The sequence below is a fragment of the Trinickia sp. genome, assembly GCF_051953955.1.
Classification (GTDB): Bacteria; Pseudomonadota; Gammaproteobacteria; order Burkholderiales; family Burkholderiaceae; genus Trinickia.
On sequence record NZ_JBQCIF010000015.1, the window covers coordinates 90269 to 109996 of the forward strand.

At 65.1% G+C, this 19728-nt stretch carries 18 protein-coding genes; 8 read left to right on the forward strand and 10 right to left on the reverse strand.

Annotation, left to right across the window (positions count from 1 at the left end):
* Positions 1-23: 23 nt before the first annotated feature.
* From ACTHNZ_RS02665 to hutH, 4 genes are read right to left on the reverse strand one after another with little or no spacing between them, the layout of a single operon-like run.
* Positions 24-704 (reverse strand): HutD/Ves family protein, encoded by a 681-nt coding sequence (locus ACTHNZ_RS02665; protein WP_440540940.1) that lies wholly within the window; start codon positions 702-704, stop codon positions 24-26.
* A 4-nt stretch (positions 705-708) separates the two neighbouring features.
* A complete protein-coding gene (gene hutU / locus ACTHNZ_RS02670) occupies positions 709-2397 on the reverse strand; it encodes a urocanate hydratase (RefSeq protein ID WP_440540941.1) in 1689 nt (562 codons plus the stop codon).
* A 23-nt stretch (positions 2398-2420) separates the two neighbouring features.
* The gene (gene hutC, locus ACTHNZ_RS02675) at positions 2421-3116 is read right to left on the reverse strand and encodes a histidine utilization repressor (protein WP_440541018.1); all 696 of its coding nucleotides are present in this window, start codon (positions 3114-3116) and stop codon (positions 2421-2423) included.
* 21 nt (positions 3117-3137) lie between these two features.
* Entirely contained in the window at positions 3138-4670 is a 1533-nt protein-coding gene (gene hutH / locus ACTHNZ_RS02680) for a histidine ammonia-lyase (RefSeq protein WP_440541019.1), read from the reverse strand.
* Between the two features lie 320 nt (positions 4671-4990).
* Between hutH and ACTHNZ_RS02685 the strand changes: the two genes are divergently transcribed.
* Positions 4991-5194 carry a hypothetical protein gene (locus tag ACTHNZ_RS02685; RefSeq protein ID WP_440540942.1) on the forward strand — a complete coding sequence of 68 codons (204 nt, stop codon included), beginning with the start codon at positions 4991-4993 and terminating at the stop codon, positions 5192-5194.
* Positions 5195-5393: 199 nt separating this feature from the next.
* Positions 5394-6209: a LysR family transcriptional regulator gene (locus ACTHNZ_RS02690; protein WP_440540943.1), complete on the forward strand. Its 816-nt coding sequence runs from the start codon at positions 5394-5396 to the stop codon at positions 6207-6209.
* 505 nt (positions 6210-6714) lie between these two features.
* Here ACTHNZ_RS02690 and ACTHNZ_RS02695 read toward each other — a convergent pair.
* The gene (locus tag ACTHNZ_RS02695; protein WP_440540944.1) at positions 6715-7428 is read right to left on the reverse strand and encodes an autoinducer binding domain-containing protein; all 714 of its coding nucleotides are present in this window, start codon (positions 7426-7428) and stop codon (positions 6715-6717) included.
* A gap of 477 nt (positions 7429-7905) precedes the next feature.
* On the opposite strand from ACTHNZ_RS02695, the gene ACTHNZ_RS02700 reads away from it, so the two are divergent.
* Positions 7906-11046 (forward strand): transglycosylase domain-containing protein, encoded by a 3141-nt coding sequence (locus ACTHNZ_RS02700; RefSeq protein WP_440540945.1) that lies wholly within the window; start codon positions 7906-7908, stop codon positions 11044-11046.
* 140 nt (positions 11047-11186) lie between these two features.
* The gene (locus ACTHNZ_RS02705) at positions 11187-11393 is read left to right on the forward strand and encodes a CsbD family protein (RefSeq protein WP_440540946.1); all 207 of its coding nucleotides are present in this window, start codon (positions 11187-11189) and stop codon (positions 11391-11393) included.
* Between the two features lie 58 nt (positions 11394-11451).
* Here the strand turns inward: ACTHNZ_RS02705 and ACTHNZ_RS02710 are convergent, their stop codons facing one another.
* Positions 11452-12354 (reverse strand): LysR family transcriptional regulator, encoded by a 903-nt coding sequence (locus tag ACTHNZ_RS02710; RefSeq protein WP_440541020.1) that lies wholly within the window; start codon positions 12352-12354, stop codon positions 11452-11454.
* Positions 12355-12491: 137 nt separating this feature from the next.
* Between ACTHNZ_RS02710 and ACTHNZ_RS02715 the strand changes: the two genes are divergently transcribed.
* The 3 genes from ACTHNZ_RS02715 to ACTHNZ_RS02725 all read left to right on the forward strand — a co-directional run bounded on the left by ACTHNZ_RS02715 (position 12492) and on the right by ACTHNZ_RS02725 (position 17136).
* Positions 12492-14615, forward strand: a complete 2124-nt coding sequence (locus ACTHNZ_RS02715) for a 3-hydroxyacyl-CoA dehydrogenase NAD-binding domain-containing protein (protein ID WP_440540947.1) — start codon at positions 12492-12494, stop codon at positions 14613-14615.
* Positions 14616-14727: 112 nt separating this feature from the next.
* Positions 14728-15936 carry an acyl-CoA dehydrogenase family protein gene (locus ACTHNZ_RS02720; protein ID WP_440540948.1) on the forward strand — a complete coding sequence of 403 codons (1209 nt, stop codon included), beginning with the start codon at positions 14728-14730 and terminating at the stop codon, positions 15934-15936.
* 24 nt (positions 15937-15960) lie between these two features.
* Positions 15961-17136: an acyl-CoA dehydrogenase family protein gene (locus tag ACTHNZ_RS02725; RefSeq protein WP_440540949.1), complete on the forward strand. Its 1176-nt coding sequence runs from the start codon at positions 15961-15963 to the stop codon at positions 17134-17136.
* Here the strand turns inward: ACTHNZ_RS02725 and ACTHNZ_RS02730 are convergent.
* Both ACTHNZ_RS02730 and ACTHNZ_RS02735 read right to left on the reverse strand, forming a co-directional pair.
* Entirely contained in the window at positions 17067-17966 is a 900-nt protein-coding gene (locus ACTHNZ_RS02730; protein WP_440540950.1) for a helix-turn-helix domain-containing protein, read from the reverse strand. The genes ACTHNZ_RS02725 and ACTHNZ_RS02730 overlap by 70 nt on opposite strands.
* 41 nt (positions 17967-18007) lie before the next feature.
* A complete protein-coding gene (locus tag ACTHNZ_RS02735; RefSeq protein WP_440540951.1) occupies positions 18008-18169 on the reverse strand; it encodes a hypothetical protein in 162 nt (53 codons plus the stop codon).
* Between ACTHNZ_RS02735 and ACTHNZ_RS02740 the strand changes: the two genes are divergently transcribed.
* Complete coding sequence (locus tag ACTHNZ_RS02740) at positions 18158-18526, forward strand: nuclear transport factor 2 family protein (RefSeq protein WP_440540952.1); 369 nt, start codon at positions 18158-18160, stop codon at positions 18524-18526. The two genes, ACTHNZ_RS02735 and ACTHNZ_RS02740, sit on opposite strands and share 12 nt — an antisense overlap.
* Positions 18527-18654: 128 nt before the next feature.
* Here ACTHNZ_RS02740 and ACTHNZ_RS02745 read toward each other — a convergent pair whose 3' ends face one another.
* Entirely contained in the window at positions 18655-19329 is a 675-nt protein-coding gene (locus ACTHNZ_RS02745) for a DUF799 domain-containing protein (RefSeq protein WP_440540953.1), read from the reverse strand.
* Between the two features lie 10 nt (positions 19330-19339).
* Positions 19340-19699, reverse strand: a complete 360-nt coding sequence (locus ACTHNZ_RS02750; RefSeq protein WP_440540954.1) for a DUF4810 domain-containing protein — start codon at positions 19697-19699, stop codon at positions 19340-19342.
* Positions 19700-19728: the final 29 nt, after the last annotated feature.

A 19728-nucleotide genomic window follows, 5' to 3' on the forward strand; every position in this document is an offset into this window, starting at 1 on the left:
CGGCGCCCGCTCGCCGCCCCGCCTCATGCGTAGTGCAGCAGCACGGCCAGCGCGGCGCCGTCGCCCGTCACCTGGCATGCAAGCGCACGCGGTGCATCGAGCACGAGCGTATCGAGCGCACCGAGCGTCGCCTGCATCGGCAGCGCCTTCGCATGACCGTGCGTCGCGCTCGCACGCCGAAGACGCACATCGAGCGAACCGCGCGCGCAGAACACGAGCGCGACGTCCGCGTCGAGCGTATGCGTGCCCGCGCCCTCCCAGACCTGCAACGCACCACGCGCACGGTCGCGCCGCACCATCAGGTTGAAGTCGCGCGTCGGGCCGTCGATGAGCTGAGCATCGACCGCCGCTCCGCCGTCGAACTGCGCCGCGGAAAGCGGCACCGTCAATAGCTGCGTCGTGCCGTGGGCTTCCGTCAGATGCATCCCCGCGCCGGCCAACAGCACGAGCGTCCGATCGATGCCCGGAAAGCGCGAAAACGGCCCCGCCCGTTCGACGTCGGCCACGCTTATGCGCCAGACGAACGTATCGAGGCTGGCGCCCACCGGATACGCGGCAATCTCGCGCGTCACGCCGCCACCGTTCTTCCAGGCCGTTGCCTTCAACGCGTTCGCGCGCACGATCCGCAGCGGCATCCGCGAAGCAAGCGCTGCCGGCACGTCATGGAGCGCGGCATCGTGCACCGCCCGCGATCGCGCACTCATCGCATCAACGTCCGAGCATCGGCAGCTTCAAACCGACCTCCCGCGCCGTCTCGCGCGCCAGGTCGTAACCGGCATCGGCGTGGCGCATGATGCCCGTGGCCGGATCGTTGAAGAGGACGCGCTCGATCCGCCTTGCCGCCGAGCCGGTGCCATCGCAGACGATCACGACGCCGGCATGCTGACTAAAGCCCATGCCGACCCCGCCGCCGTGGTGGATCGACACCCAAGTGGCCCCGCCGGCCGTGTTCAGCAGCGCATTGAGCAAAGGCCAATCGGACACCGCATCGGAGCCGTCCTTCATTGCTTCCGTCTCGCGATTCGGGCTGGCAACCGATCCCGTATCGAGGTGATCGCGGCCAATGACGATGGGCGCCTTCAGTTCGCCGCGGGCCACCATTTCGTTGAATGCGAGGCCCAACCGGTAGCGGTCTTTCACGCCGACCCAGCAAATGCGTGCGGGCAGGCCTTGGAAAGCGATGCGCTCACGCGCCATGTCGAGCCAATTGTGCAGATGCGGATCGTCGGGAATCAATTCCTTGACCTTCGCATCCGTCTTGTAGATGTCCTCCGGATCGCCCGAGAGCGCTACCCAGCGGAACGGCCCTTTTCCCTCGCAAAACAGCGGCCGGACGTACGCCGGCACGAAGCCGGGGAAATCGAACGCGTTCGCCACGCCCATATCGAGCGCCATCTGCCGAATGTTGTTGCCGTAATCGAGCGTCGCGGCGCCGCGCGCTTGCAGCGCGAGCATCGCCTGCACCTGGCGCGCCATTGACTGTTTCGCAGGCACGACGATGCGCTGCGGATCGGTCTTCTGACGCTCGCGCCATTGTTCGATGCTCCATCCCTGGGGCAGATAGCCGTTCACGGGATCGTGCGCGCTCGTTTGATCGGTTACGCAATCGGGCGTGATGCCGCGCGCGACGCAGGCCTCGAACACGTCGGCCGCGTTGCCGACGAGCCCGACCGAGACGGGCTTGCCGTCGACCTTCGCCGCCTCGAGCAGTGCGAGCGCTTCGTCGAGCGTCTTCGCCTTCTTATCGACGTAGCGCGTCTTCAAGCGGAAATCGATGCGCGTTTCGTCGCACTCGACGGCAATCATCGAAAAGCCGGCCATCGTTGCCGCGAGCGGCTGCGCGCCGCCCATGCCGCCGAGGCCGCCGGTCAAAATCCAGCGCCCGTTCGCGTTGCCGCCGAAATGCTGATTGGCCACCGCGTAGAACGTCTCGTACGTGCCTTGCACGATGCCTTGGCTGCCGATGTAGATCCAACTGCCGGCCGTCATCTGGCCGTACATCATGAGGCCCTTGCGATCGAGCTCGTGGAAGTGGTCCCACGTCGCCCAGTGCGGCACGAGGTTCGAGTTCGCGAGCAGCACGCGCGGCGCATCGGCGTGCGTGCGAAACACGCCGACGGGCTTGCCCGATTGGATCAGCAACGTCTCGTCGTCTTCGAGCTCCTTCAGCGACGCGAGAATCTGATCGAAGCAGTCCCAATTGCGCGCGGCGCGCCCAATGCCGCCGTAGACGACGAGCGCATGCGGATGTTCGGCCACCTCGGCATCGAGGTTGTTTTGAATCATCCGGTAGGCGGCTTCCGTCAACCAGCTCTTGCAGGTTTTCTCGGGGCCGCGCGGCGCGCGGATCGTGCGCGTCGGATCGAGGCGCGGGTCGAAGGGTTTCGGATCGTTCATGAGAGTCCTCGGCTCGGTTCGGCTCAAAAATGGCCCGTGAAGCGATAACGGCTGCCCGGGTGCCACAGGTCGACCACGGAAGCGACCTGTTCGCGCGACCACGTGCGCCGATGCAAGACGAGACACGGCTCGCTATCGTCCATGCACAACTGACTGCGCGTATCGGCTTCGGGCTGCGCGGCTTCGATTCGGTACTCGACGCGCTGCAGCGGCGCCACGCGCGTCAGATATTGGTTCGGCGTGACCGACGAGAAATCCTGCAGCCCGTATTCGGGGGCGACGGCCGCATTCACCCAGCGCGCCTCGAGCTGCACGGGCTCGTCGTTCTCGAAATGCAGCACGCGCGAATGAAACACGGCGCTGCCCGGCGCAACTCGCATTTCGTCGGCCAGCGTCTCGCTCGCGACGGCGGCCCCGAGTTCGAGCACCTTTGCGTGATGCCGATGGCCGCGCGCGGCGATCTCGTCCGAAATGCTGCGTATCGCCACGAGCGTCGATTCGTACTTGGGCCGCGCGACGAACGTGCCCGCGCCTTGCACACGCGTGAGCACCTGCTCAGCCGTCAATTCGCGCAAGGCACGGTTCACCGTCATCCGTGCCACCTTGAACTCGCGCGCAAGCTCGTTCTCGGACGGCACCTGGTCACCTTCGGCCCACTCGCCCGAATGAATGCGTGCGAGGATGAAATCCTTGATGCTCTGATACGCGGGTCCGGCCATCTCTTTGACGCTACTCATGGCTCACGCGGCCACGGCCGCTTCGGACGCGAACGAGAGCGGGCATGCCTGCGCGATCGTGCCGTGCACGACGAGTTCGGCGATGCACTCGATATCGGGCGCGAAGTAGCGATCGAGGTCGTAATGCGGCACGTGCGCGCGCAGCGTGTCCATGACGCCCTGCAGCGCGCCGCTCGTGCGGTGCGGCGCGCGCAGGTCGACGCCTTGCGCGGCGGCCAGCAACTCGATCGCGAGGATGTTCGCGGTGTTTTCGGCAATGTCGGCGAGCTTGCGCGCGGCGAACGTCGCCATCGAGACGTGATCTTCCTGATTCGCCGACGTCGGTAGCGAATCGACCGATGCCGGGTGCGCGAGCGTCTTGTTCTCGGACGCCAGCGCGGCTGCCGTGACGTGCGCGATCATGAAGCCCGAGTTGACGCCGCCGTCCTTGACGAGGAACGGGGGCAGCCCCGACAGCGTCGCGTCGATCAGCAGCGCGATGCGGCGCTCGGCCAGCGCGCCGATCTCGGCGGCAGCTAGCGCGAGGTTGTCCGCGGCGAAGGCCACGGGTTCGGCGTGGAAGTTGCCGCCCGACAGCACTTCGCCGGTATCGGGGAACACGAGCGGATTATCGGAAACCGCGTTCGCTTCGATCAACAGCACCTCGGCCGCGTGGCGCATTTGGTCCAGGCACGCGCCCATCACCTGAGGCTGGCAGCGCAGGCTGTAGGGGTCCTGCACTTTGCCGCAGTCACGGTGCGACAGGTTGATGCCCGAGCCGTCGAGCAGCGCGCGGTAGGCGGCGGCCGCTTCGATCTGGCCGCGATGGCCTCGCAGCGCGTGAATTCGGGCATCGAACGGCTTCACCGAGCCCGCGGCCGCATCGACCGACAGCGCGCCCGCGACGAGCCCCGTGCGGAACAGATCCTCGATCGCGAACATATTGAACAGCGCGAGCGCCGTCGACGCTTGCGTGCCGTTCAATAGCGCAAGTCCCTCCTTCGCCTGCAGCGCCAGCGGTGCAAGGCCCGCGAGCCGCAGCCCCTCGGTCGCGCTCATGCGCTCGCCGCCGGCCGTCACTTCGCCGATGCCGAGCAGCACGGCCGACATATGCGCGAGCGGCGCCAAATCGCCCGACGCACCGACCGAGCCCTTGACGGGGATGATCGGCAGCACGTCGGCGTTCACCAGTGTGACGAGCGCGTCCATCACTTCGCCGCGAATGCCCGAGTGCCCGCGCCCGAGACTCGAGAGCTTCAGCGCAATCAGCAGCCGCACGACGGGCGCGGACATCGGCTCGCCGACACCGACGGCGTGCGACAGCACGAGATTGCGCTGCAGCAGTTCGAGCTGATCATGCGGAATATGAGTGCTGGCAAGGCGGCCGAACCCGGTATTGATCCCGTAGGCGGGTTCCCCCTTCGCGGCGATGTCGGCCACCGCCTTGGCGCCGGCATCGATGACGGCGCGGCTGGCGGGATCGAGCGTAAGCGTGACGCGCTCGCGTGCGATGCGGCGCAGTTGGGGCAGCGTCAAATGTCCGGGGGTGAGAATCATCGTGGAAGGCGTCATGTTCGTGCTGTCGTGCTGTCGTGCTGTTGCTGACTATGTGGACGGGGCGGTGAACCGCCGCGGAAATTGCCCGCGTCGGGCTCCGATTTGTTAGCGAGTCTAGTGCGGTCAGCTTGTATATACAAGTCGTTTCCACCGAAATCGAACTAGGGTTATTACTAGGAAACGGCGCATTGCCGCAGTAGGTACGAGCCGTGCTCCGAGCAGGGTGGGATCGGTGCGAGGTTGAGCGCTGCGCGCCGCCGTGGCAGCCTGCCCGGCACGGCCGAGAATCCCGGCATCACGGAGCGGCACGATCGACGACCATGAACAAGACGCAAGGACAACGACAGCGGATGGACCTCATCGAACTCGCGCGCGAGTCGGGCATGGCTGTGCTGCTCGACGCCAAAATCGGCCGCGAGCAATACGTGAGCGTGAGCGGGTCGCTCAACGCACTCGCGCGCTTCGCGGACGCGGTCCGCGGCGAATCGGACGAAAACGGGCCCGACGACGACAAGGACGCTTGACGGCGGCCCCCTCTCCGGCGCCACGCCTACCGCCCGCCGCCTCCCGGCAGCCGCTCGACGGGCGGCGCTGCGCGTGGCCAAAGGGCGCCTACCAAAGATGTCAGTTACGGATTCGCATAAGAATGGCTTAAATCCGGCACGTCCCCCCTGTGCTCCGCGCGAGCGCATTCCCCTCCGACACTTTCGCATGAGGTAGACGATGGCAACGCCTCTCGTTCGACTTGCGCCGCTCGATTTGATCCGCGGCTTCGTTGCGGTCGGCCGTCGCATGAGCGTCACGCTCGCGGCCGAGGACTTGTGCTTGACGCAATCGGCGGTCAGCCGGCAAATTCATTCACTCGAAAATGCGCTCGGCGTGCCGCTGTTTCATCGCGGCTACCGCTCGATTTCCTTCACGACCGCCGGCGAGCGTCTATTCCGCACGGCCGACGGCGTCGTGCGCGAGCTGCAGGGTGCGTTCGATGCCATCATGCGCCCCGCCGAGAAGCAGCCGGTGACCATCACGGCCGGCATCGGCGTGACGGGCCTCTGGCTGCTGCCGCGCCTCTCGCAACTGCAGCGCAGCCATCCCATGCTCGACGTGCGCGTCGCGGCCAACGACAAGGTGCTCGATTTGCGCACCGAGCGCGTCGATCTGGCGATCCGCTATGCCGACGCCGCCGATGCGCCGACGGGCGCGACGCGCCTGTTCGACGATACGGCGCTGGCCGCCGCCGATCCCTCCGGCAGCCTCAGGCAGCCCGACGCTGATCAGGCGAAGCGCGAGCAGCACGCGTATTGGCTCGTGCAGGCGGAGGCAGCACCTCGGCAAGACGTCCGAGATGTCGCGCACTGGATCGTCGAGCAAGCGCGAGCGGCTGCGGTAGCCGCTGCGAGCACCCGCCAATCCATGCGCTCGTCACTTTCCACGGCCGGGAATGGCGCTCATGGGGCGCCGCCGCACGGTCAGCAGGGCAGCGCCGCGCAGGGTGCCGTAGACGCAGCGGTGTCCGGGGAGCGCGTGGCGCTGTCCTGATCGTCGTCAAAACGATTACAACCCGGGACAACCCGAGCCGGCGCAGGCACGATGTGGTAACCGCGCAACGAACCGCGGGGGGCTCGGCCGGCTTCCGTGAGCCGCCGCCGTTCTAGATTCGCTCGCGCCGCGCGATACGAACCGTCTGCCACACTTTGGCACAGACGCTTCAGACCTTTCTGACGCGCCACGCATGGGCGCGTGGCAGCCGCCATTCAGCCACGGCGCCCGTCAATGCGGCCCGCGATTCGACATGACCGCGATCGCCGCTCGGTTTTGAGAACGGGACTTCAAAGTCTTTTGGTTCAATCGTTCGTCTCGTTGGATATGCCGATACGTTCGCCATATGCGAAGCCCGAGAATGGCATGTCGGCAATATCCGCCAAGCGAATTCGAGGATGCCTCGAATATCCGTGAAAACGAATTGGGACGTTCGGAAAGCCCGGCTAAGTGCGACCCAGTGCGACTAAGAGCGCGACAAACCTACCGCGATCGACGGATCGCATCATTGCAACAAGCCGAGCATCGCGGCACGCACCACGGCGGCAGTTTTGTTCGTCGTCTTCAGCTTCGTCACGGCGTTCTTGACATGAAAATTGACCGTATCGACCGAGATCACGAGGATCGTCGAAATCTCCCCTGAGGTCTTGCCGTCGGCCGCCCATTTGAGCACCTCCACCTCACGCTCGGTGAGTTCGCGCTCCGGGTCCGCCATCAAGGACGGCATCAGCACGCGCTTGAGGGATAGATGCGCCGTGCTGACGAGCCAACGCATCTTGACTTCGTTTTCGGCCAACTCCGTCGCCGTGAGCGGTTTGCTCGAACGCGCCAGCGTCAGCATTCCGCCCACCCCGCAGCTGTCGAACGCCGACTGCGCCCACCCATGCCGCAATCCATGCGATTTCGCCTCGCGCCATAGTTCGGGCGCGCAGCTGAACAACGCCTCGCTCCAGACGATCGGCGATTGCGAACGGCGGGCGTGCCGCACCGTTGGATCGATATCGAAGTAGCGCGCTTCCTGGTAGCGCTTTTGCCATGCTTCCGGGTAGTTGCTCAGCCAACGCATTCTCGGCTTGGATAGCGGCCACGGCGCGCGTAAGGCATACGCGCAGAACTCGAACCCCAAGCCCTCGGCCGCGGTCTCGATCTTGCCGAAGAGCTCCGTGTCGGCGTTCGCGTGATTCAAATCGTGCAGCAGTTCCTCGGCCCAACTTTTCATTTTTCTCTCCTTGCCGACGCACGCGAAATGCCATTGCATCGGCCTCGCCTTCGCATCCATCAATGCCCGCCGTCATCGATTAAATCGGCCGTATCATCTCATAATTATGGCGAATGGTTAATCGAATCAAATTCGTGCAAGTATTCGACTTTTTCGACGGAAATTAATACCGATATTTATTTAATCAGTCGTAAAATGCGTCATATTTACGCGCAATGGCGGCATGCAAAGTACGTGGATTTAAACGAGGTGGCAGCGCGCAGCGCGCGAGGCCGCCCGGTCGCGGCCGAAAGCGACCGCGGGCGTGGCCGTTGCCGAATCGAACCTTGGGTAGGAACACCGTCGCCACGGGCCATGCAAGCGTCGCAAAAATCATGCGTGCGATAGGGCACATCATCGTGCACAGGCGTCCGGCTCGTGATTAAACTATGGTGAGCGTCGTCTGCGCGATGGCGACGCCGCCCACGGAGCCTCATCATGAATCGGCCGATTGCTCGCCTGCCCTTGCGCTACATCACTACGATGTCGCCTGGCTCACGATGGAAATGGCTCACGTTCGTCGCACTCGCCGCGCTGGTCGGCCTGCTCGCCTATTTCGTCTCGCTCGAAATGCAGACTTCGCGGCTCCAAGCGCGCTACTTCGCGCGAATCGGGCGGCAGGTATCGTTTTCAGTCGGATCGGGCCCCAGCAACGACATCCGCTTTCCCACGCCGGGCGGGCCTTACGATTGGCGTCTCGGCTATGCGCGAATGCCTGACTTCGAAGCGCGGCTGCGCTCTCGCGGCTACGTGATCACGAGCCAAGCACGCGATTCGTCGATGATGATGTCGCTGGCTGACCGCGGTTTGTTCATCCCATATGCCGAGAAAGACCAAACGGGGCTACGCTTGTTCGATGAGCAGGGCGTGCCGCTGTTCAGTGCCCGCTATCCCGCGCTCGCCTATGCCGATTACGACGCCATTCCACCTATCGTCGTCAGCGCATTGACGTTCATCGAGGATCGCTATCTGCTCGATTCGAGCGAGCCCGACCGCAATCCGGCGATCGATTGGGGCCGGTTCGCCCGGGCGCTCTCCGACCAGGCGCTGCGCTTCGTCAATCACCATCAACCGACTCCCGGCGGCAGCACGCTCGCCACGCAAACGGAGAAGTTCCGCCACTCCCCCGGCGGACGCACCGCCACTCCGCCCGAAAAGCTTCGCCAGATCGCGTCGGCGTCGGTCCGCGCCTATCTTGGCGGTGAAAATACGATGGCGGCGCGCAAAAACGTCGTCGTTCACTACCTGAACACCGTACCGCTCGCCGCGAGCCCCGGCACCGGCGAAGTCCAAGGCCTCGGCGACGGCCTCACGGCCTGGTATGGACGCGACTTCGCCGAAGTCAATCGACTGCTCGCGCAGATCACCGCGAAAACCGGCAACGGCCCCGTCGCGCCCGTCGTGCTCGCCGACGAAGCGCTCGCGTTCAAGCAAGCGCTTTCGCTCTTGATCGCACAGCGGGCACCGTCGTATTACCTCGTGCGCAACCGTCCCGCGCTCGATCGGCTGACGGACAGCTATATTCGCGTGCTCGCCGCGAATGGCGTCGTTTCGGCGCCGCTGCGCGATGCCGCACTCGAAGCTTCGCTCACGTCGAGCTCGATCAAACGCACGCCACCGCAGCCGGCCGCCTCGTTCGTCGCGCGCAAAGCCGTCACCCTCGTGCGCGCGCGCCTGCAGCAGGCGCTGGGCGTGAACGGCTTCTATGACTTGGACCGGCTCGACCTGACCGTCCATTCGACGTTGAACGATGCGGTCGAGCAGGCCGTTGCCGCGCAACTCGCCGCGGCGGGCACCGTCGAGGGCGCAAAGGCTGCCGGGCTGTACGGGTTCGAGATGCTGCGTCCCGGCGACGACCCCTCGAAGATCTCGTTCAGCTTTGCCCTTTTCGAGCATGAACCGAGCGGCCACGATGTCGTGCGCGTGCAAACGGACAGCGTGAACCAGCCGTTCGACATCAACGGCGGCGCGCGCCTCAATCTCGGCTCGACGGCGAAGCTCAGAACGGTGATCACCTATCTGCAGATCGTCTCGGCGCTGCATGCGCGCTATGCATCGCTCAGCCCCGCCGAGCTCAAACGCGTGCACGTCGACCCGCTCGACGGTTTGTCGCGCTGGGCCGTCGACTACCTCGCCCATACGAACGATCGATCGCTGCAGCCGATGCTCGAAGCCGCCGTCGAGCGCAAGTATTCAGCCAGCCCCGGCGAAACGTTCTACACCGGCGGCGGCGCGCAATCCTTCTCCAACTTCGACAAATCGGACAACGGCCGCATCCTCACCGTGCGCGATGCCTTCCAGCATTCGGTCAACCTCGTATTCGTGCGGCTCATGCGCGATATCGTCCACTACGAGATGGTGCAAACGGCCGGGCCTTCCGCGCACTGGTTCGACGACCCCGCCGTTCGCCGCCGCTACCTCGAGCAGTTCGCCGATCGGGAAAGCCTCGTCTATCTGCACCGGTTCTTCGTGAAGTATCACGGCAAGCACGCCGACGAAGCGCTCGATACCCTGGTGGCCGATATGCGCAAGAGCCCCCCGAAGCTCGCTACCGCCTTGCGCAGCATCGCGCCCGACGAACCGTTCGCGTGGTTCGCGCAGCGCATGCGCACGGCGCTGAAGAACACGCCGAGCGCGTCGATTTCCGACGAAGACCTCGCCAAGCTCTACGAGAAGTACGCCGTCGACAAATTCAACCTGAACGACCGCGGCTATATCGCAGGGGTGCATCCGATCGCGCTGTGGATGCTCGCCTACCTGCGCCAGCATCCGAATGCCACGGAAGACGAGCTGCGCAAAGCCAGCCGCAACGCGCGCCTCCAATCGTATGCGTGGCTGTTCAAGACGCGCCATCATCTGACGCAGGACCGCCGCATCCGCCACATGGTCGAATTGCAGGCCTACGACGCCATCGGCAAATCATGGCGTGCGCTCGGCTATCCGTTCGACACGATCACGCCGTCGTACGCAGCCGCCATCGGCGCATCCGGCGATCGGCCCGACGCGCTCGCTCACTTGATCGGCATCATTGCCGACGACGGCAAGATGCACCGCGCCGAGAGCATCGATACGCTCACGTTCGCCGCGGGCACCCCGTTCGAAACGCGTTTCGGCCGTGCGCCGAGCCCGGAGCATCAAGCCGTTTCGCCCGAGATCGTGACGGTCGCGCGCTCGCTGTTGCATGCCGTCGTGGCCGGCGGCACGGGCGCGCGGCTATCGGCCGGCCTGCCGCTCGGCGACGGACGCACGCTAGCGGTATACGGCAAGACCGGCACGGGCGATCAGCGCTACAACGTCTACGCGCGCGGCGGCGGACTCATCGAATCGCGCAAGGTCAATCGAACGGCCGTGTTCGTCTTCGTCATCGGCGACCGCTTCTACGGCACGCTGACGGCCTACGCGCACGAGCCGTATGCCGCGCGCTACGACTACACGAGTGCGATGGCCGTGCAGTTGCTCAAATCGCTCGGGCCTTCGCTGGCCCCTATCCTCGAGGCGAACGACGCGCAAGCGAAAGCCGCCGCTTCGCGCACCGACGCCCGAAGCGCCGCGCCCGTCGACACGACGCCCGCCTTTTGATCCGGGCGAGCATTCTCCGGGCTCCACGCCGCGCTACCCTTCGCTTTTCGCTCCCGTCCCCCTATTGCGTGCGGGGACGGGCATGGGCGTTGCAGGTCTACGGGTGTCGCACGTGCGGCACACCGTAAAAGGAGCTCAGTATGAACAAGGACCAAGTGAAGGGCGTAACCGAGAAAGCGAAGGGCAAGGTCAACCAGGCCGTCGGCAATGTAACCAACGACCCGGCCCGCCAAGCCAAGGGCGACCTCCAAGAAGCGGCGGGGGAAGTCCGCAAGGGCTATGGCGACGCCAAGGAAGATCTGAAGGACGAGCTCGATCGCGACCGTGACGTGAAGAAGCATCACTGAAAGCACTGAAGGTAAGCGCGTACTTCGCTGGGCGCGCAGGACTGGGCGGGTCATGGCGTCACCGGGCCCGCCCCGTCCGTCTCGCTTGCTCGAGAATGAAATCGATGAATGCCGCGGCGGCGCGGGTTTGATGCCGATCGGGCATATAGAGCAAGTACATATGCGTGCCGAAGATACTGAGCCGCCATGCGTCGAGCGTCGTCACGACCTCGCCGCTGCGGATGTCGTCTTGCACGACGTAGTCCGGCACGATGCCGACGCCAAGTCCCGCGAGCACCGCTTGGCGCAGAAACAGGAAGTTCTCCGAGATGAGCGTGGGCTCGAGCAACACCTCGTGTCGTTCCTCCCGAAGATAGGCTGCGACGCGCAGTTGGCGGCCGACGACCGTGGCCGTGATGAGCGGCGTCGTACGCAAGGCGTCGAGTTCCACAGGCAGCCCATGCGCTTGCGCATAAGCCTTTGATGCACAGGCCACGTACCGCACGGCGCCCATGTCCCGCGCGACGAGATTCTGCGGCGGCTCGGACATGACGCGCACCGCGATGTCGACCTCGTCGCGCAGCAGGTCCTCCACACGGTTTTCGAACATGACGTCGAGCACGATGCCCGGATGCAGGCGCTTGAATTCCAACAGCCATTCGGCCATCACGAGCTGGCCGTAGCCGCTCGGCACGGAAAGGCGAACGCGCCCCTGCGGGGTTTGGCCCAGCGTCTCGACCGTTTCCTGCGCCGCCTCGAGCGCGCGCCGAATCGCACGGCCGTGCTCGACCAAGCGCAGCCCCGCCTCGGTCGGCTCGACGCGCCGAGTGGTGCGCCGCACGAGTTGCAGCCCGAGCGTGCGCTCGAACTGATTGAGGTGATAACTGACGTTGGCCCGCGTCATCTTGAGCCGGCGCGCCGCCTCGCTCAGATTGCCCGCCTCCAATATCTCGACGAGCAGCGACAGGCCGTTCAAATCCATGGGCATGGTGTCTTGCGCCGCGCTACGCTAAGCGCTGTCAAGGAAATTTTTACAGTCTGTCAACTCGCGCTTCAATTGTCAATTTCGGCTATCCGCTCGACAATCGCACGATCTCCCACCCGCCCTTCCGTCCCGCCATGACCGCCTCGACTCAAGCTCCCGTCGTCTCTCGCGCGCTGCACGGCAACGTGCTCGTCGTCACCATCGATCACCCGCCGGTCAACGCGTTGAGCGTCGACGTGCGGCGCGGGCTCGTCGACGCGATCGACGCCGCCGAAGCCGATGCGGCAGTCGCCGCCGTGCTGATCGTCGGTGCGGGCCGCAATTTCATTGCCGGCGCCGATATCCGCGAATTCGGCAAGCCGCCGCTACCGCCGCTGCTGCCCGCGGTTTGCAATCGCATCGAAGCCTGCGGCAAGCTCGTCGTTGCCGCGGTCCACGGCGCGGCGCTCGGCGGCGGCCTGGAAGTCGCGCTCGCGGCGCATTATCGCCTCGCCGTGCGGGGAGCCAAGCTCGGCTTACCGGAAGTGCAACTCGGGTTGCTGCCCGGCGCCGGCGGTACGCAGCGCGCCCCTCGCCTCATCGGTGCGGCGGCGGCCCTCGATTTGATGCTGTCGGGCCGCCATGCGCGCGCCGAAGAAGCGCTGACGCTCGGGCTCGTCGATCGGCTCGGCGCGACGGACGACGTACTCGGCGAAGGCCTAGCCTACGCGCGCGAATTGCTCGCCGGGAAAGCCGGCACGCGGCCCACTCGGGCAGCCAAAGCGCTGGCCGATACCGAGGCGGCCCGCGCGGCGATCGATGCGGCGCGCAACGATACGGTCAAGCGTGCACGCGGGCTCTTTTCGCCGTTGAAGATCGTCGAGGCGGTTGAAGCCGCGGCGACGCTGCCGTTCGACGAAGGCCTCGTCCTCGAACGGAAGCTGTTCATGGAATGCCTCGAAAGCCCGCAGCGCGCAGGGCTCATCCACGCATTCTTCGCCGAGCGCGAAGTCGTCAAGGCCCCCGAAACGAAAGCGGCCGCGCCGCGTCCCATCGCGACGGTCGGCGTCGTCGGCGGCGGCACCATGGGAGCGGGCATCGCGGTGGCCGTGCTCGACGCCGGGCTCCCGGTCACGATGATCGAGCGCGACGATGCGGCGCTCGCGCGCGGCCGCGCGCATGTCGAGCGCGTCTACGACGGTCTCGTAAGCAAAGGCCGCATCAAACCCGAGGTGAAAGACGCCGCCCTTGCCCGCTTCACGGGCAGCACGTCGTACGAGGCGCTCTCGACCGTCGATCTCGTCATCGAAGCGGTATTCGAAGACATGGCCGTCAAGAAGGCCGTCTTCACCGAGCTCGATCGCGTCTGCAAGGCGGGCGCGATCTTGGCGACGAACACCTCGTATCTCGACATCGACGAGATCGCCGGCACGACCTCACGGCCGGCCGACGTCATCGGCCTGCATTTCTTCTCGCCGGCCAACATCATGAAGCTGCTCGAAATCGTCGTCCCCGCGCGTGTCGGTGCCGACGTCGTCGCCACCGCGTTCGAACTCGCGAAGCAATTGCGCAAGGTGCCCGTGCGTGCAGGCGTATGCGACGGTTTCATCGGCAACCGTCTGCTCGCCGTGTATCGCACGGCGGCCGATTATCTGATGGAAGACGGCGCCTCCCCGTATCAAATCGACCGTGCCATGCGCGAGTTCGGCTATCCGATGGGCCCGTATCAAGTCGTCGATCTGGCAGGCGGCGACATCGGCTGGGCGGCGCGCAAGCGGCGTGCACCGACGCGCGATCCGCACATGCGCTACGTCGAAATCGCCGATCGGCTCTGCGAGCGCGGTTGGTTCGGCCAGAAAACGGGCCGCGGGTTCTACCGATACGAGCCAGGCGCCCGCACGGGCACGCCCGATCCTGAAGTCGAGGCCATCGTCGAGAGCGAACGCTCGCGCGCGGGCGTGTCGCCACGTAGCTTCACGGACGACGAGATCGTGCGTCGCCTCATGTGCGCGGTCATCAACGAAGCAGCGAACGTGGTGCGCGAAGGGATCGCGCTGCGCCCGCTCGACATCGACGTCACGCTGATCTACGGTTACGGCTTCCCGCGCTATCGCGGCGGCCCCATGAAGTACGCCGACATGCTGGGCCTGCCGAACGTGCTGGCCGAACTCGAGCGCTTGGCGGCCGAGGACGCGTTCTTTTGGCAGCCCTCGCCGCTCATCGTCGAACTGGTCGGGCGCGGCGCCGATTTTTCGAGCCTGAACGGGGCCGCGTCGTAACCTTAGGACGCAACGGCACCGGCGAGAAACATCACAGCGGGGAGCGGTTGTCCGTTTTCCCGCCGCTCGACATGCGACATTCGATGTTCGATCATCCGCGAGGACCGAAGCGATGGATCTAAGCCTCACAGCCGACGAGGAAGCCTTTCGTGGTGAAGTCCGGCGCTTTCTCGATGAGCGGCTGCCGGCGCGCACGGCACATAAAGTCAAGCACGGGCTGCGTCTCACGCGCGAGGACATGGCCGAGTGGCATGCGATTCTGAACGCGCGCGGCTGGCTGGCGAGCCACTGGCCGCGCGAATACGGCGGCACGGGATGGAGTGCGGTGGAGCGCTTCGTTTTCGACAACGAATGCGCGCTGGCCGGCGCCCCGCGCATCGTACCGTTCGGCGTGAACATGCTCGGGCCCGTGCTGATCAAGTACGGCAGCGAGGCGCAAAAGCGCCACTACCTGCCGCGCATTCTCGACGGCACCGACTGGTGGTGCCAAGGGTACTCCGAGCCCGGCGCCGGCTCCGATCTCGCATCGCTGACGACACGCGCGGTGCGCGCGGTCGACGCCGAAGGCGAGCACTACGTCGTCAACGGCCAGAAAACGTGGACGACGCTCGGCCACTACGCCAATCGGATCTTCTGCCTCGTACGCACGGCTACGGACGTACGCAAGCAAGAAGGCATCAGTTTCTTGCTGATCGACATGGACACGCCCGGCATCGAGGTACGCCCCATCGTCACGCTGGACGGCGAACATGAAGTCAACGAAGTATTTTTTACGGACGTGCGCGTGCCGGCGGCGAACCTCGTCGGCGAAGAAAACCGCGGCTGGACCTACGCCAAATACCTGCTCACTTACGAACGCACGAACATCGCCGGCATCGGCTTCTCGGTGGCCGCGCTCGCCCGGCTCGAACGCGTCGCCGCAAAGATCATGCAGGGCGGGCGCCCGCTCGACGAAGACCCGCTATTCGCAGCGCGCATGGCGCGCATCGCGATCGATCTCGAAAACATGAAGACGACGAACCTGCGCACGATCGCGGCCGCCGCGAGCGGCGCAGCGCCGGGCGCGCAAAGCTCGATGCTCAAGGTGCGCGGCACGCAGATCCGCCAGGAAATCGCTGCGCTGATGCGTCGGGCGATGGGTCCGTACGCGCAGCCGTTCATCGACGAAGCATTCGACGAGGCCTACGACGGCACCCCCCTCGGCCCATACGATGCGCCCGATGCCGCCAAGAGCGACTTCAACAACTACAAACTGTCGATCTTCGGCGGATCGAACGAGATTCAGAAGAACATCATCGCGAAAGCGATCCTCGACCTGTGATTCTTGAACGGCTGCGAACCGACGATGAACTTCGAACTGACCGAAGAACAGCGAATGCTGGCTGACACGCTCTCGCGCTTCGTCGCGCAGGAGTACGGTTTCGCGGCGCGCGAGCGCATCGCGCGCTCACCCGAAGGTTTCGATCGCGCGATGTGGCGACGCTTCGGAGAATTGGGGGCCATCGGCGCATTGTTCGCGCCCGAGCACGGCGGCTTCGGCGGCACCGGCGACGACATTGCCATCGTCTTCGAGCATCTCGGGCGGGCGCTCGTCGCCGAGCCGTTCTTGTCCGCACTCGTTGCCGGGCGCGCCATCGCGCTGGCAGGCAACGCTCGCCAACGTGTGTGCTTGACGCCACTGATCGACGGCGAGACCGTGCTCGCGTTCGCCCATGGCGAACCTGATTCGCGCTACGAACTGAGCCGTGTTGCGACGACGGCGACGCAAACTAGCGACGGCTGGCGCTTGAATGGAACGAAAGCCGTCGTGCTCTTCGGCGAGGCGGCCGAGGGCTTCGTCATCTCCGCGCGCACGAGCGGCGCCGTCGATGCCGAGCGCGGCATCACGCTCTTTTGCGTGCCGCGCGACACAGCAGGGCTCACGCTGCGCGGCTATGCGCTGATCGACGGCGGCCGCGGCGCGGAACTCGTGCTGCGCGACGCCACGCTGCCTGCCGAGGCCCTGCTCGGCCAATTGGACGATGGCTTCGACACGCTCGAAGCGGCGCTCGGCTGCGGCGTGCTGGCGCTCTCGGCGGAAGCGCTGGGCGCAATGGAGGCGACCTTCGCGGCAACGCTCGACTATCTGCGCACGCGCCGCCAATTCGGCACGCCAATCGGCAGCTTCCAGGCCCTGCAGCATCGCATGGCCGACGCTGCGATCGATCTGGAGCAGGTGCGCTCCGCGGTGATCAATGCGGCGTCAGCGCTCGAAGGCCCGCGCATTGCGCGAGAACGCGCGCTTTCCGCGGCCAAGTACACGGTCGGCAGAGTCGGGACCCACCTGTCTCGCGAAGCGGTGCAACTGCACGGCGGCATCGGCATGACGTGGGAACTGCCGCTCTCGCATTATGCGAAGCGGCTCGTGATGATCGATCATCAACTCGGCGACGAAGACCATCATTTGGCGCGCTACATCGCGCTGGGCCGTGCGCCCTGCACCGCGGACGGCGTGAGCGAAGCGACCGCCTGCTCGCGGTAAGCGCGTAACGCGTCTCCTGTGGCTGCGTCGGCGGGAAAAAAGGCCTCGATTGCGAGCTCGGAGAGCGTCACGTCGACAGGTGAGCCGAATACGGTCGTCGTGCTGAAGAACGACAGCACCCCAATATCGGTGCGCAGCCGAAACGGCACGACGACGTCCGCGAGCGGTGCAGGCTCGCGACTCGGTTCGAGATCGGCGCCGCTGGGTGCCGGATAGGCGGCCAACTCTTCGACGAGCGCCGCAAGCGTGGCGTCGCCACTGGCGTGTGCCTGGCGCTCGACTCTCTGAAGCGAATGCGCGCGCCAGCCGGCCCAATCCACGAGATGCGGCGCGAGCCCATCGGGGTGCAGCGAAAGACGCAGCACGTTGACGGGCGGTTCGAGCAATCGCGGATCGGCGCGTGCGACGAGCGGCGCGAGGGCACCGTTCGCGGCCACCATCGTCCAATGCCGATCGATCGCGAGGGCCGGATACGGCTCGTGTCCTTGCAGCACGAGTTGCACGGCGTCGCGCGCGGCATCGAGTTGCGGATCGGACAGCGTCCGCTCCGCGTAGAGCGGCGCGTAGCCGGCGGCAACGAGCAGCGCATTGCGCGCGCGCAGCGGCACGTCGAGTTGCTCAGCCAGATGGATGAGCATTTCTCGGCTCGGCTGGGCGCGGCCCGATTCGACGAAGCTCAAATGCCGCGTCGAGATCTGCGCTTCGGTGGCCAGCACGAGCTGGCTCATGCGTCGGCGCTGGCGCCATTCCCGCAGCAAATCGCCCACGGAGCGGCTCGCGCGTTGAGTGACGGGGGGCGCGGCGCGTGCTGGGGTAAAGGTCTGGTTCATGAAAGACGATCATAGCCAATCGCAGCGCTGTTTCCATTACCTCACACGTAATCGACGAGCGGCGCGAGTTGGCCGAAGCTTCGATCCAAGCGCTGAGCGGCTCCGATGCAAGAGACGGCGCCGATGATGCGCTTGAGTGTTGCGGCAGGTGCCGCCCAATCGATCAACTGGCTTTGGATTTGGAGAAAGTGATGACTGCCCATCTTGAACTCGTCGACCGCTATTTTGCCGCTTGGAACGAAATGGATGCCGTGCGCCGGCGCGCGTTGATCGCGGACACTTGGGCCGAGGATGCGTCCTATGTCGATCCGCTGCTTGCGGGGAAGGGGCACGACGGCATCGACGCGATGATCGGTGCGGTGCACGAACGATTTCCGCAACATCGATTTCGGTTGAATGCGGGAGCCGACGGATTCGGCAACTACGTTCGGTTTTCCTGGGATCTCGTGGCGCCAGGCGGGGAAGCGATCGTGAAAGGTTCGGATTTTGGGGTGATTGACGCGGCCGGCAGGTTCGCCAGCGTCACCGGGTTCTTGGACGCGGTGCCGCAGCCGGTATGAGGTGAAGTCGATCGGGCGCGAAGTGGCACCCCCGGCAACAGCAGACGCCACACCGACCGCCGAAAGTACGCCTACGGCGTCCGCGCCATCCTTCCCAGCCCGAAGCCCGAGGCTTGCCGCGCACCTGGTCAATCGGACCCGTACCTCGGCGACCTCGGACCATACAACAACCCGTTCGGCGGGCCGGCCGACAATAAACGGCGGCTGGTCAGCCCCGCGACGTCATGGGCTTCGTCCGTCAGCGAATGGGCAATCTGCTTGACCGCGGACTGCACGAGCATGCCGACAATTCCGAAACCACCCACGTTCACATTGGTGCCGAGTTCCTTGCCGGTCGCGTGGCCCGTGCCTTGCCATAGCACGTCGCCCGCCTTCAGGTCCACGAGCTTCGCCGATGCCGTCACGATCGTCGTGCTGTCGATCACCTGATAGACGGAGCCGTACTGCGAGACCTTCGCGTACAGCGCGGCATCCGCGCCGAAGATCTCGCGCAGCTTCGCGGGCGGCACGCCCTGAATCTCGGCCGCGTTGGTCAGGCCGTTTTGCTTGAACGTCTCATCCATAACCGCGACTGGAACCACGTAATAGCCCGATTCGGCGAGTGGTAGCGTCATCTGTGACAACATGCCGTAAGTGGCCGCGACGTCGGATGTTTCGTTGATAGGCGGCAACACGAGAATCGAGCGCGGCTGGCTCTTCTTGAAGGCCGTGTAGTCGGGGCGCGTGACGGTCGGCGCACAAGCGCTCAGCAGAGCAGCAATCGACAGCACTGACAGCAGCTTCAATGAAATGGTCTTGAACATGGCTGGCGTCTCACTCCTGAGTGGCTTGTTTCTTCTTCATCAGGAAGTCCATAAAGGCCGTCGACTCCGCAAACAGCTGTCTTTCAGCCTGCAGTTCCTGTTCGGCACGATGCTCATCCCCAACGCTCACGTAGAGCATGCCGAGATGCGCATGGAAACCCGGAGGCGTCTGATTGCCTTTCCCGCGGATTTCTTGCAGTGCCTTTTCAAGCGCGTCAATCTGCTCCTGCGGTGACGTCTTTCCTTTGAAGTATTCGTATACCTGCGGCTGATAGGCGTTCCACTGATAGAGCGGCGGCGTAGTCGTCGTTGCACAGCCCGAAAACAGTAACGCAGCCGTCGTCGCCGGCAGCCAAATACCCTCTTTCATCTTCTTTTACTCTCAGGTTATGTAGTAGA